Source organism: Lapillicoccus sp. (genome assembly GCF_039935575.1).
Classification (GTDB): Bacteria; Actinomycetota; Actinomycetes; order Actinomycetales; family Dermatophilaceae; genus Lapillicoccus.
The window spans coordinates 1-12,820 of the sequence record NZ_JBDTKA010000100.1; the positions used below are offsets into that span (position 1 = coordinate 1).

Consider the following 12,820-nt stretch of genomic DNA (forward strand, 5'->3'; position numbering starts at 1 on the left):
TGTAGGGCAGCGTCGCGCTCCCCTCGACCGTGTCGAGACGGTAGATCTCGTAGCTGTCGTCACCGACCGCGAGCTGACCCCTGGCACCGAAGCTGTTCACCGAGCTGTCCATCAGTGGACTCCTTACCTCGCACAACTATCTTGACGTCAAGATAGTTAACCACATCTCGACGGCCTTCTCCACGGTTGCTCCGTGCTCGTTCCGCGCTCCTTGTGCGCTCGTTCTGCGCTTCTGAGCCTATGCCGAAGCGGCCGCGCGTACAGCCGAGTCGGGTCCAGCGTCACGCGGGGACGAACCCGGCGATGCACTCGACGTGGTGCGTCATGGGGAAGGCGTCGAAGGCGCGCACCGAGGTGAGCCGATAGCCCGCCTCATGCAGGTACGCCGTATCCCTCGCCAGCGCGGCAGGGTCACAGGCGACGTAGGCCACCGCCCGCGGACCGGTGGCGACGACGTCCTCGACAACCGAGCGGCCAGCGCCCGTGCGGGGCGGGTCGAGCACGACGAGATCCGACCGCCCGTGACGCCGGACTACCCCGTGCATCACCTGATCCACCCGCCCGTGCCGGAACTCCACCTGGGGGCGGTCCGCGGCGTTGGCGAGCCCGTCGACCACGGCCGGACGGAACCCCTCGACCGCAAGGACCGACCCGGTGGGCCCCACCGCGTCGGCCAGCGCAAGGGCGAAGAGCCCGACACCGGCGTACAGGTCGAGGCAGCCCTCCCCCGGTCGTGGCGACAGGATGGTCAGGACGTGTTCGACGAACGCCGGTGCGGCGCTGGGGTGCACCTGCCAGAACCCACGGGCACTGACCCGGAACTCACCCGACCAGCCGGGGACCTCGACCCGCTGGCGCACGGTGGGAGTGCGGCCTCGTTCGGGAAGGGTGACGAAGACAGGGCGCGCGGGGGCGTCCGCCGCGACGACGTCGACCCCGTCGTGGCACAACCACGAGCGCGCGAGAACTCGCGAGGCGATCACGCGCTCATCTGCGATCAGGCAGTCGTCCAGGACGACGACGTCGTGGGACCGGTGCTGCCGCAAGCCGAGCCGGCCGTCGTCGCCGGCTGCGAACTCCACCCGGGTACGCCAGCGAAGCCCGTCCGGCCTGCCCGGTAGCGGCTCGACCTCGAAACCCGGAAACAGCTCGTCCAGATCCAGCCGGGCGAGCCGCTGGAACTGCTCGCGCACCACCGCGGCCTTGAGCTGCCGCTGGTGGGCGGGCGTGACGTGCTGGAAGTCGCATCCGCCGCACCGGCCCGGACCGGCATACGGGCAGGGCGGTGTCACCCGGTCCGGCGAGGCAGCCTTGACCTCGACCGCATCGGCGCGAAGAAACCGGCTCTCCTCGTCGCCTTCCGTGACCCGGACGAGCACTCGCTCACCCGGGATGGCGTGGCGCACGAACACCACCCGCCCGTCGAGCCGGGCAACACAGTGTCCGCCGTGGGCGACAGGTCCGACGTCGAGCACCGCTTCGGTCCCGACGAGCGACCGGACCGTCATGCCGGCCCGGCTCGCTGTGTCATCGCGGTCCGCGGCGAACCGACCCGCCCACGGGTCCGTCGAACACCGAGTCGTCTGCGCGGCCCTCGGAGGAGCGCAGCTGCCACGGGACGCTCGCGACCATGACACCGGGGGTGAAGAGCAGGCGGGCCTTGAGCCGCAACGCGCTCTGGTTGTGCAGGATCTGCTCGTACCACCGACCAAGGACATACTCCGGGATGTAGACCACGACCACGTCGCGTGGGCTGCCGCTGCGGATCGAGCGGACGTAGTCGATGACGGGGCGGGTGATCTCGCGGTAGGGCGAGGACAGCACCTTGAGGGGCACCGGGATCTCGCGTCGGCTCCACTCGGCCTGCAAGGCCGCGGTCTCGTCTGGGTCGACGTCGACCGTCACCGCCTCGAGGACGGTCGGCCGGGTGGCTCGCGCGTAGGCCACTGCGCGCATCGCAGGCTTGTGCAGCTTGGAGATCAGCACGATCGAGTGCACCCGGCTCGGCAGGAGCGGCGTCTCGTCGTCAGCGAGCTTGAGCTCGTCGTTGACCCGGGAGTAGTGCCGCCGGATGCCGAGCATCAGCAGGAACAGCACCGCCATCGCCGCGATGGCGTACTTCGCGCCGGCCTGGAACTTGGTGACGAGGACAACGAGCAGCACCGTCGCCGACATCAACGCCCCCACCGCGTTGATGACGCGCGAACGCCTCATTCGCGCACGCTCCTTGGGGTCGGTCTCGGTCTTGAGGTGGCGGTTCCAGTGCCGGATCATGCCGCTTTGGCTGAGGGTGAAGGACACGAAGACACCGACGATGTAGAGCTGGATGAGTGAGGTGACCTTTGCCTGGTAGGCCACGATCAGCAACGCGGCGGCCGCCGCGAGGATGAGGATGCCGTTGGAGAACGCGAGGCGGTCGCCGCGGGTGTGCAGCTGTCGGGGCAGGTAGCCGTCCTTGGCCAGGATCGAGCCGAGGACCGGGAACCCGTTGAACGCCGTATTGGCCGCGAGGATGAGGATCAGCCCCGTCACGATCGAGACGAACACCACACCGGGGGTGAAACCCCCGAAGATCGCCTTGGCGAGCTGTCCCAGCACCGTGTCGGGGACGACCGACGGCCCGACCGGCTGCCCGTTGAGGGTCAGCTGGGTGGCGGGGTCGTCAGTCACCTTGATGCCGGTCTCGCGACCCAGCCAGACGATGGCTCCGAGCATGGTGATCGACAGCGTCCCCATCATCAGCAGCGTGGTGGCGGCGTTGCGGCTCTTGGGCTTCTGGAACGCGGGGACACCGTTGGAGATCGCCTCGACACCGGTGAGCGCAGCGCATCCAGAGGAGAAGGCACGCAAAAGCAGAAAGGCGGCGGCGATGCCGACCAGGCCCTGACCCTCCTCCGGGACCAAGTCATATTTCGCGGTCTCGGCCTGGCCCAGGTTGCCGGTGACAAACTGGAACGCGCCGAACAGGCCCATCCCGATGATGCCGACGATGAAGGCGTAGACCGGCACCGCAAAGGCCTTACCCGACTCGCGGACACCCCGCAGGTTCATCGCGGTCAGGATCGCGACCAGGCCGACGGCGGCCTGGACCTCGTGCCCGCGCAACGAGGGGATGGCCGTGGCGGCGTTCAGTACCCCGGAGGAGATCGACACGGCCACCGTGAGCACATAGTCGACGAGCAGCGCACTCGCGACCGTCAGGCCGGCCCGTGGACCGAGGTTGACCGTGGCCACCTCGTAGTCACCGCCGCCGGAAGGGTAGGCGCGCACGTTCTGCCGGTAGGACGCCACCACGACCACCATGACGAGGATCACCCCGATGGCGACCTGCCAGGAATGCGTGGTGACGAACGCCCCGCCGGCGAGACCGAGCATGAGCATGATCTCGTCGGGGGCGTAGGCGACCGACGACAACGCGTCGCTGGCGAAGATGGGCAGGGCGAGCCGCTTCGGCAGGAGCGTGTCACCCAGCTTGTCGCTGCGCATGGCCCGGCCGAGCACGAGCCGCTTGACGACACGACCTGAGTTCGCCACGCGCACACTGTATGCCGCGCCAGGCCGGCAGCCGTGTCAGGCCCGGGTCGGTGTAGCGTCCCGAGCGTGCACTTCGTCATCATGGGTTGTGGCCGCGTGGGGTCCACCCTGGCCAAGTCGCTGAGCAACCACGGGCACGACGTGGCCGTGATCGATGTGGAGCCGGCGTCGTTCCGGCGGCTGGGCAGCTCCTTCGAGGGCATGACCGTCACCGGTCTGGGTTTCGACCGCGACACGCTCAAGGCGGCCCGCATCGACGAGGCCTACGCGTTCGCGGCGGTCTCCAGCGGTGACAACTCCAACATCCTCTCCGCCCGCGTCGCCCGGGAGACGTTCGGCGTGGAGCACGTAGCCGCCCGGATCTACGACCCGGGACGCGCGATGGTCTACCAACGCCTCGGCATCCCCACGGTGGCGACGGTGCGCTGGACGTCCGACCAGATGCTCCACCTGCTGCTCCCCCAAGGCGCCGTACCGGCGCTCACCGACCCCAGCGGCCGGGTCGTGATCGCCCAAGTCCCGTTGTCCAAGGCGTGGATCGGCAGGCGGATCAGCGAGATCGAGAACCTCACCTCGTCGCGCATCGCCTTCGTGACGCGTCTGGGAGACGGCCTCGTCCCCGGTCATGACACCGTCTTCCAGGACGGGGACCAAGTCCACGTCGCCGCCGCTTCGCACGATGTCGGCCGGATCGAGAAGGCGTACGACCAGGCACCCCCCGAGCACTGACCCACCGAACCCTCCCGGAAAGAGCAGCATGCGCGTCGTCATCACCGGAGCAGGAAGCGTCGGGCGGTCCATCGCCCGGGAGCTGTTGCACAACGGTCATCAGGTGCTGCTCATCGACAAGGACGCCGACGACGTGCAGGCGTCCCGGGTCCCCGACGCCTCGTGGCTGCTCGCGGACGCCTGCGAGATCGCCGTCCTCGAGGAGGCGAAGGTCCACGAATGTGATGTGGTCGTGGCCGCGACCGGTGACGACAAGGTCAACCTCGTGGTCTCGCTACTGTCCAAGACCGAGTTCGGGGTGCCTCGAACCGTGGCGCGCGTGAACAACCCCAAGAACGAGTGGATGTTCGACGAGTCCTGGGGGGTAGACGTCGCCGTGTCGACGCCTCGTCTCATGACCGCGCTCGTCGAGGAGGCGGTCAGCGTCGGCGACCTGGTGCGCATCTTCGAGTTCCAGCAGGCCAAGGCGTCCATGGTCGAGCTCACCATGCCCGGCGAAGGTCCCTACATCGGCAAGCGGATCGCCGAGATCGACTGGCCGGACGACACCGTGCTCGTCGGCATCATCCGCGACGACCGCCCGATCGCCCCGAGCCGCGACGACGCGGTGGAGGCGCACGACGAGCTGCTGTTCATCACCACCCCCGAGAGCGAGGACCTCCTCGAGCAGATGCTCTCGCCCGGCCACCGCGTCCCGCGCGGAGCGGAGTAGCCCGAGGTAGGCCGATGTAGCCGGCGGTTCAGGCGGGGGCCGGCCTGCTGTCGTCCAGCGGCGTGCTACCGCGCAGCAGGAGCACGCCGATGACGGCGACAGCCAGCAGGTATGCCGGCCAGCCCAGCACGATCTTGGCCACTCCGAGCGCCGCCACCTGACCGGCGAGGTAGAGCGGCACCATGATGGCCAGCCGGACCACGTCGAGGGCCACGATGACCCACCCGACGCGACTGGCCACCCGGACCACGCCGGGGTGGCGCCGCCAGCCGGTCAGGGCGTCGGTCACCATCGCCTGGTCGGCCTCGGCGCGGGAGGCGGAGTCAGGGTCCTGCGGCGCGCCCTTGCGGGTGCTGGCCCGCAGCCGTTCGGACGCCTCGGCCAGCTCAGGGTCGGCGGCCGCGATGAGGAACCCGAACAAGGGCCATCGCACGAGGTTCGAGATCGCCAGGACCAGACCGACCGCCGCCGTCTGGAGCATGCCGGGCAGGAACGCGTCCTCGCCCTTGCCCGAGCGCAGCGCGAAGAACGCCGCGACGGCGACCGCCACAGCGGCATACAGGAGAAACCGCAGGGTTTCCTTGCGCAGCAACCGGATCGCGGCGAGGACCACGATGGCGCCGGCAGCCGCGTAGATCGCCGGACGGGCCTCCTGCGCAAAGGTCCACACGACGACGAACCCCACCGTCGGGAGCGCCGACTCGAGCGCGCCGCGCCATCCACCGATGGCGAGCGACAGCCGGGTCCGCAGCAGCTCCTCGACCGTCAAGGGGCCGGAGTCGCTCGGGTCACCGTCGGGAACGCCGGGCGGACGGGCAGCCGCCTCAGCCACCAGTGGGAACGATTTCGTAGAACGGGTTGAAGATGGTCGGGATGCCGCGGTAGTAGGACACGCGCCCGGTCGCCCGCAGCTGCACGCCGGCGTGGATCCCGGCGATCTCGCGCCGGCCCAGCCACACGAGGTTGAGGGTCTTGCTGCCGTCGTAGATCTCGACGACGACGGCGGGGACGTCCGCGCGGGGGCGCAGCGTCACAGACCGCACCGACCCGCACACCCTGGCCCTCTCACGGTTGGGCAGGTCGCAGATGGGAGTCGCGCCCACCCGCTTGGCGTCCTCGCGCAGCTCCTCGGCCTCGTCCTGGTCGGTGGTCCGGGTGAGCCGGTCGGCCAGGCGGCCGAAGAGGCCGCGTGCTTCGTCGGCGGCGGAGACACCCTCGCGTCGGCCGTGCTCCCGAGCCCGGTCGGGGCGCGGGGTGGGTGGGGTTCGCTGGATGTCCACCATGGTCAACGCACCTCCGTGATCTCGGGTCCGCGCTCGAAGGGAAGGAGGTCGTCGGCGTTGCGAGATGCTCCATCATCGCCCGTCTGCGCTGTCGCGTCGCCACTTCCGGAGCTTTCGCCTGCCGCGTCGCCGTTCTCGGCGTTCTCGGAGCTCTCCCCGTTCTCGGCGCCCTCGACGGTCGGCTGGGCTGGGACCTGCAAGGGCAGCAGCTCGCGCGGCGGGCGCGCCTGGTCGTCGCGCACGACGACCGCGCTGCGGAACAGCTCCACGAGCGGAGCCGCCTTGCGCCCGTCGGTGGCGGCGGCCCCACTGATGACACCTCGAAGGAACCACCGCGGACCGTCGACCCCGAGGAACCGGACGGGGTTCTGGATGGTGCGGCCGTCGGACCCGCGAGACGGGATCCGGGCCACCAGCTCACGACCGAGCGGACCATCCACCACCTCGGCCGTGCCGCCTTGGGAGGTGACGCTGTCGGCGATCTCGGTGCGGATGTCCGGCCACACACCCGTCGTCCGGGGCGCGGCGAAGACCTGGAGCTGGACCCCGGAGTCACCGAGCATCGCGTGGGCACTCACGACGGACTGCTGGTCCTCGTCGAGCTCGAGCCGCAGCTGCATTCCCTCCAGAGGTGTCAGCCGCAAAGCCCCGAGGTCGATCCGGTCGTCACCGCCCGCCACGTCCTGCACCTCGGAGAGGTCGAACGGCCCGCGGGCCCGGCTGAACGACTCGATCTCGTCCTCGTCGTTCCTGCTGTCCTCGACCGCATCGACTGCGTCGACCGCATCGTCCGCGTCGACTGCGTCGATGAGGTCGGCGTTCGCGCCAGTCTCGGCGTCCTCCATGTCCTCGGTGGCCTCGGTCCCGGCGTCTGAAGCGCTATCGGTGTCCGGGTCGGTCACCGCGACGATGTCCTGGTACCGGCGGTTCCGGCGGAAGATGCCCAACGTTGTTCGTCCTTCGAAAGAGTGATGTCTCAGACCACGATCAGCCAGGGTCTCCGAAGCCACCGCTGGCTCCGTGTCCAGTCTCCCCCCGGGTGCTGTCCGGAAGCGAATCCGTGTCGACGAACTCGGCCACCGCCACCTGCTGGACCACCAGCTGTGCGATCCGGTCGCCTCGACGCACGGTGAACGCCGTCGTGGGGTCGAGGTTGACCAGGTTGACGAAGATCTCGCCCCGATAACCCGAGTCGACCGTCCCCGGCGCATTGACGATGCTGATCCCGTGCCGCGCGGCCAGTCCCGAGCGGGGGTGAGTGAAGGCGGCGTAACCGTCGGGGAGAGCGATGGCGACGCCCGTCGGCACGAGCGAGCGCTCCCCGGGCTGCAACGTGAGGTCGCACCGCGCCATCAGATCCGCACCGGCATCGCCGGGATGTGCGTATGCCGGTGCTGCCAGGTCTGGATCGAGGCGATGCAGCAGGACGCGCACCAACGCGCCGCTGGGACCGTTCTGAGCACTCGGGCCGGTCCGGCTCATCTCAGGCAGCGCACTCCCGGCACACCATCATCCCGCCGGACTGGCTCGCCAGCTGGCTACGATGGTGCACGAGGAAGCACTTGGTACAGGTGAACTCGTCGGCCTGACGCGGGATGACGCGGACAGACAGCTCTTCACCGGACAGGTCGGCGCCGGGCAGCTCGAAGCCCTCGGCCTGCTCGGTCTCGTCCACGTCGACGCTCGACGCGGACTTGTCGACCCGGCGCGACTTGAGCTCCTCGATCGAGTCTTCGGAGAGATCGTCGTCGGTCTTGCGCGGGGCGTCGTAATCAGTCGCCATCTGGGCAGTGCTCCTGGGTCTTGGTGTGGTCGTGCCTGGAGTTCGGTGCGGTGTCGTTAGGCTGCCGAGCGGGTTTTCGCGGGGCTTTTCGCGGGGCGGAAACTACTCGGGACTCGCCCGAGGACTCCACCGCGATATCGGTGGCTTATAGCGGTTCGGCGACGCTGCCGCTGGGAGTGGCGGGGAGAGTGGATGGGGGGTGTTCTCGGATGCTCCGGTGTAACGCCGGCCTGGACTGGTTTGTGCCCGCTCTGAGAGGCCGTCTGGATCGCCTCGACTCCTCGATTGGGTGTGCCTGCCGGGCGGATTGTGCCTGACAAACCGCAAAAGGTCACGTTTCGTCTCCAAGGACGGTCCGCGTGTCGCTGTTACCCCCTTCCTGCCCGGTTCATGACCGACTCGTCACCCAGACGACACCCGGCGACAGTACGGTCGTCACCACCGTCGCCTAGTCTCGTGCCAGAGTGCTGCACCAGCCCTTCCGCCACACCCCTGGAGGTGCCCCGTGACCGAGTTCGCCGCCCAGATCCGTGCCCGCGTCCGCGAAGCCGCCCACCACCTCGGACAGGCCGAGCTGTCCGGCGACCACTATTCGGCAGAGGTCTATCGCGCCGACCTCGAGAACATTGCGCGCATCGCGCGAGAACACGGTGTCCCGGTGCCCGAGCTCGAGGCCCTCGGCCTCAGTGCCGCCTGAGCACAGCGGGTCTCGGAGGTCCACTCATCAGCGGTCGACGATCTCGAGCAGCTCGCTGACCACAGCGGCGTTCCCGGCGACAGCCAGGACCCCGGATGGGGCCCCGCCAGCCGGGCCGGTCATTTGACCCCCCGCCTCCTCGACGATGAGCCACCCTGCGGCGAGATCCCAGGCGTTCAGGCCGACCTCGTAGAAGCCGTCCAGGCTGCCCCGCGCCACGGCGCACAGGTCGAGGGCGGCGCTGCCCATCCGGCGGATGTCGCGGACCCTCGGAAGCACGTCGAGCAGCAGGGTCGCCTGGGACCGTCGGCGTTCGGGTGTGTACCCGAAACCCGTACCGACCAGCGCCACCGCCAGACTCGCGGCGTCCCCGACGATCAGCCGCGTCACCGTTCCCTCATCCGCGCCGGACGTCGTCGGCCACCGCTCGAGCCACGCTCCACCGCCTCGGCGGGCATGGAAGACCTGGCGCTGGGGTGGGTCGGCGACCGCGCCGGCCACGACCTGCCACGCTCCAGGAACACGGGGGTCACCGGTCGCGGCCGCGACCGAGACGGCATACGCGGGGATGTCGTAGAGGTAGTTGACGGTGCCGTCGATGGGGTCCACCACCCAGGTGATGCCGGAGCGGCCCACGTGGTCGGCGCCCTCCTCGCCGAGGACTCCGTCGTCCGGACGCTCGGCAAGGATCAGCGACCGGATCAGCTCCTCGGAGCGGGTGTCCATGACCGTGACCACGTCCGTGGGAGAGGACTTCGTCGCGGACGGGGACAGGTGCGACGGTCGTTCGTCGACCACCAGTCGTCCGGCCGCGACGGCCACCCGGGTCGCGAGACGCTCGAGCTGCGCGGCCAGGGATGCCTCATCCGTGCCGTCCGGGAGCCCGGCCGAGGGCATCAGTCGCTCCCGCACAAGGCGGGGCGAGCCTCGCGCAGGTTCGGGCAGCAGCCCGGCGGACAGACCGACGGCCTGGCGAGCGGGCCCCGCTCGACCTGCTCTCCGCGCGCCTCGGCGGCCCGTTCGAGTACGAGGTCGACCAGACCCGCGACGAACTCCTCGTCGACGCCGACCGTAGCTACCCGGAGCAGCTCGACACCTACCTCGGCGGCGGTCTCAACCGCTTCGGTGTCGAGGTCGTAGGCGACCTCCATGTGGTCCGAGACGAAACCGATCGGGGCCACCACGACCAGCCGGCACCCCTGGGCGGCCAGCTCGCGGATCCGGTCGTTCACGTCGGGGCCCAGCCACGGCTGGGCGGGAGACCCGGAGCGGCTGCAGTAGGCGACCTCCGACGAGAACGAGCGTCCGAGGGTGGCGTGGGTGGCCTGCGTGATCGCGTCGGCAACCGCGTGGTGCTGCTCCTGGTAGAGCCGACCCTCCCCGTCACCGGGCCCGGAGGTCTCGTCCATAGCGTCCGGGATCGAGTGCGTGACGAAGAGCACCGCGAGCTCGTCGTCGGCGACGTCCGAGCGGCCGCGCAGTGCGTCGACGACCAGCCGGGTGTTGGCCCGGACGAACGCCGACCGACCGGCATACGGCCCGATCTTGTCGATCTCGATCAGCAGGCCCTCGAGCTGCACCTCGGCGAGCGCATCGGCAAGGTTCTCGCGGTACTGGCGGCATGAGGAGTAGCACGAGTAGGCGCTGGTCGTCACGACGACCAGCCGATGCAGCCCACGCTCGATGGCACTGCGCAGCGCGTCCGCAAGGTACGGCTCGGAGTTGCGGTTGCCCCACAGGACGGGCAGGTCGAGGTCGCGCGCCTTCAGGTCCGTTTCGAGGGCGTCCATCAGCTCGCGGTTCTGGTCGTTGATGGGGCTCCGGCCGCCGAAGTGCTGGTAGTGCTCCGCCACCGTCTCGAGCCGCTCGTCGGGGATGTTGCGCCCTGCGGTCACGCGACGTAGGAACGGCATCACCTCGTCCGGTGCCTCGGGGCCCCCGAACGAGACCAACAGCAGCCCGTCGTAGGGGGCCATCGCGTCAGCCTTGTCGGCGCCGTCGACACCGGCAGTGGCGCTCGCACTCATGGGTGGTCCCCCGGGTGGAAGGGTTGCGGCGCGTTGAGGTGCAGCACCACGGCCACGATACGGATGCCGAATGCCAGGGCTGTGGCCGCCCACACCGCGGCCCGTTCAGGATCCCCATCTCGGGTACGACGAACACCGCGGCAACCGGGTATGCCTGGTGTGGTGATCGCCTCGAGCGCTCCGCCCACCGCGAACACCCCGAGCAGCTCGAGGAGAAAAAATGGTGGCCGGTTCACGGGCCTGGCGGCGCTCACGCTGCCCGCATTGTGGCCGGGACGGCCCAGCTCGCCGACGGCGCGCGGCGTGGCCCTTTCCCGTGCGGCGCGCCGCATGACAGCATCGACCGCATCGGCGGCAGGCGAGCGTCGTCGGGACTCGTGGCCAGGGGTGGGTGAGATGCAGGACCTTCGACTCATCGGAGTGCACGAGGACGGTCGGCACCTGCTGCTCTCCGCCCTAGACGGAGAGCAGTACCGCCTGCCCCTCGACGAGGCGCTGTTTGCTGCGGCCCGACAGGACCGACCCCGGTTGGGACAGCTGCAGATCGAGATCGACGGTGGTTTGCGCCCGGCCGAGGTCCAGTCGATGATCCGTGCGGGCGCGACGACCGAGGAGGTCGCCGACCGGGCGGGCTGGACTGTGGAGAAGGTCCGCAAGTACGAGGGTCCGATCCTCGCCGAACGCGTGCACATCGCCGACCAGGCACGGCAGGTTCGCGTTCGTGGACGCAGTGGTCAGGCCGGCTCGGGCGCGCCGACCCTGTCCGGCCGGGTGGCGCAACGGATGCGCGACCGGGACGTGGACACCGAAGCCGTCGCGTGGGACGCGTGGCGCTCCCCCGACGATGGGCGCTGGACCGTCGCGCTGGCCTTCGCGGCCGGTGGTCGGCAACGGCGCGCGACGTGGACCTACGACCCGGTGTTGCGGACCGTCGACGCCGCGAACGACGAGGCGCGCTGGCTGAGCGCCGACGAACCCGCCAACGGACCGCTGGGTGGCGCGGCGGCGCGCGTGACCACGGTGTACGACGTGGAGGCCGAGGGCGGGGTGACCGAAGGGTCGTCGGCCCGGTCAGGTGGTGGCGGTGGTTCCGGACCGACCGGTACGCGTGACGACGAGCCAGTGGACCTGATGACGGCGATGCGGCAGCGGACCACGGTCGGTCGGCGTTCGGGGCATCGGCGGCGGTCCGAGACCGATCGGCGCGCGACTCCGGCCCTGCCGCTGGTCGATCTGTCCGACGAGACGGCGCTGCCCGACGAGACGGCGCTCCCCGACGAGACGGCGCTGCTGGAGGACGTCCCGTTGCCCGGCATCGACGAGAGCCCAGGCCTCGAGATGCTCGCGACGCAAGCCCCCGAAGATGACGTCGACGCCACTGACGATGCCATTGAAGATGCCACTGACGATGCCACTCACGATGCCATCGAAGGTGCCACTGACGAGGACTCGGTTGACGACGAGCCAGTCGTCGAGCCGTCGGGCTCCGAGGTCCCGCCGCTTTACGACCCGCAGGACGACGAGTCGTCGGGCCAGCCGGCCGCGAAGAAGGCGCCTCCCGGCCGGAAGTCTGCGTCGCGGAAGAGCGGCCGCACCCCCGTCCCGTCCTGGGACGACATCATGTTCGGCACCAAGCGCGACTGAGGAGCTGGACGCGCTGCGCGCAGTCCGGGCGAGGTGAGCGCACCACGACCAAGGCCGGCGCTGTCAGGTGACCGGCGGCACCGGGCAGACGTCGAGGTCGAAGGGCAGCACGTCCGGCGAGACGGCGGCGGCGCGAGCGGCGTGCGACGTCATCCGACGCATGTGGTGACGCCGGCACAGGACCTCGTACTCGACCAGTCCCGACGAGCCAGGCGAGGTCGGCGTGGTGTCGCCGACAACGACCTGTTCGCCCTCGACGATCATCACGCCGCCCTGCACGCGGGCATTGTGCGTGGCCCGCCGCCCGCACCAGCACAGCGCCTCCACCTGCAGCTCCTGGACGCGGTCGGCCAGCTCGATGAACCGCTGGGACCCAGGAAAGAGCATCGCCCGAAAGTCGGAGGTGATCCC

General features: G+C 69.8%; 14 protein-coding genes and 1 pseudogene. 4 read left to right on the forward strand and 11 right to left on the reverse strand.

Annotated elements, in window-relative coordinates; all coding sequences use genetic code 11:
• Positions 1-281: 281 nt before the first annotated feature.
• On the reverse strand, positions 282-1,508 hold the full coding sequence (locus ABI385_RS12335; protein ID WP_348104043.1) for a TRAM domain-containing protein: 1,227 nt from the start codon (positions 1,506-1,508) through the stop codon (positions 282-284).
• 19 nt (positions 1,509-1,527) lie between these two features.
• Complete coding sequence (locus tag ABI385_RS12340) at positions 1,528-3,486, reverse strand: APC family permease (RefSeq protein ID WP_407068272.1); 1,959 nt, start codon at positions 3,484-3,486, stop codon at positions 1,528-1,530.
• A gap of 114 nt (positions 3,487-3,600) precedes the next feature.
• On the opposite strand from ABI385_RS12340, the gene ABI385_RS12345 reads away from it, so the two are divergent.
• Together ABI385_RS12345 and ABI385_RS12350 are read left to right on the forward strand one after the other, a co-directional pair.
• Entirely contained in the window at positions 3,601-4,263 is a 663-nt protein-coding gene (locus ABI385_RS12345) for a TrkA family potassium uptake protein (protein ID WP_348104045.1), read from the forward strand.
• 28 nt (positions 4,264-4,291) lie between these two features.
• A complete protein-coding gene (locus ABI385_RS12350; RefSeq protein ID WP_348104046.1) occupies positions 4,292-4,975 on the forward strand; it encodes a TrkA family potassium uptake protein in 684 nt (227 codons plus the stop codon).
• Positions 4,976-5,003: 28 nt separating this feature from the next.
• Here ABI385_RS12350 and ABI385_RS12355 read toward each other — a convergent pair whose 3' ends face one another.
• From ABI385_RS12355 to ABI385_RS12375, 5 genes are read right to left on the reverse strand one after another with little or no spacing between them, the layout of a single operon-like run.
• A complete protein-coding gene (locus ABI385_RS12355) occupies positions 5,004-5,807 on the reverse strand; it encodes a DUF3159 domain-containing protein (protein ID WP_348104047.1) in 804 nt (267 codons plus the stop codon).
• Complete coding sequence (locus ABI385_RS12360) at positions 5,800-6,264, reverse strand: OB-fold nucleic acid binding domain-containing protein (protein ID WP_407068271.1); 465 nt, start codon at positions 6,262-6,264, stop codon at positions 5,800-5,802. The genes ABI385_RS12355 and ABI385_RS12360 overlap by 8 nt, the downstream gene beginning before the upstream one ends.
• Positions 6,261-7,205, reverse strand: coding sequence for a DUF3710 domain-containing protein (locus ABI385_RS12365; protein WP_348104048.1), 945 nt, complete (start codon positions 7,203-7,205; stop codon positions 6,261-6,263). The genes ABI385_RS12360 and ABI385_RS12365 overlap by 4 nt, the downstream gene beginning before the upstream one ends.
• Positions 7,206-7,245: 40 nt before the next feature.
• The gene (dut, locus tag ABI385_RS12370) at positions 7,246-7,740 is read right to left on the reverse strand and encodes a dUTP diphosphatase (protein ID WP_348104049.1); all 495 of its coding nucleotides are present in this window, start codon (positions 7,738-7,740) and stop codon (positions 7,246-7,248) included.
• 1 nt (position 7,741) lies between these two features.
• Entirely contained in the window at positions 7,742-8,041 is a 300-nt protein-coding gene (locus ABI385_RS12375) for a DUF4193 domain-containing protein (RefSeq protein ID WP_348104050.1), read from the reverse strand.
• Between the two features lie 505 nt (positions 8,042-8,546).
• Here ABI385_RS12375 and ABI385_RS12380 point away from each other — a divergent pair.
• The gene (locus ABI385_RS12380; protein WP_348104051.1) at positions 8,547-8,738 is read left to right on the forward strand and encodes a hypothetical protein; all 192 of its coding nucleotides are present in this window, start codon (positions 8,547-8,549) and stop codon (positions 8,736-8,738) included.
• Between the two features lie 27 nt (positions 8,739-8,765).
• Here ABI385_RS12380 and ABI385_RS12385 read toward each other — a convergent pair whose 3' ends face one another.
• Genes ABI385_RS12385 through ABI385_RS12395 form a run of 3 tightly spaced genes read right to left on the reverse strand, consistent with a single transcriptional unit; the run spans position 8,766 to position 11,097 of the window.
• The gene (locus tag ABI385_RS12385) at positions 8,766-9,635 is read right to left on the reverse strand and encodes an inositol monophosphatase family protein (protein ID WP_348104052.1); all 870 of its coding nucleotides are present in this window, start codon (positions 9,633-9,635) and stop codon (positions 8,766-8,768) included.
• Entirely contained in the window at positions 9,635-10,765 is a 1,131-nt protein-coding gene (locus tag ABI385_RS12390) for a ferrochelatase (protein ID WP_348104053.1), read from the reverse strand. Before ABI385_RS12390 ends, ABI385_RS12385 begins: the two co-directional genes overlap by 1 nt.
• A complete protein-coding gene (locus ABI385_RS12395; protein WP_348104054.1) occupies positions 10,762-11,097 on the reverse strand; it encodes a hypothetical protein in 336 nt (111 codons plus the stop codon). The genes ABI385_RS12390 and ABI385_RS12395 overlap by 4 nt, the downstream gene beginning before the upstream one ends.
• Positions 11,098-11,161: 64 nt before the next feature.
• Here ABI385_RS12395 and sepH point away from each other — a divergent pair, with 64 nt between their 5' ends.
• A complete protein-coding gene (sepH, locus tag ABI385_RS12400) occupies positions 11,162-12,409 on the forward strand; it encodes a septation protein SepH (protein WP_348104055.1) in 1,248 nt (415 codons plus the stop codon).
• Positions 12,410-12,472: 63 nt separating this feature from the next.
• Here sepH and ABI385_RS12405 read toward each other — a convergent pair.
• A pseudogene (locus ABI385_RS12405) lies at positions 12,473-12,820 on the reverse strand (thymidine kinase); the annotation flags it as partial.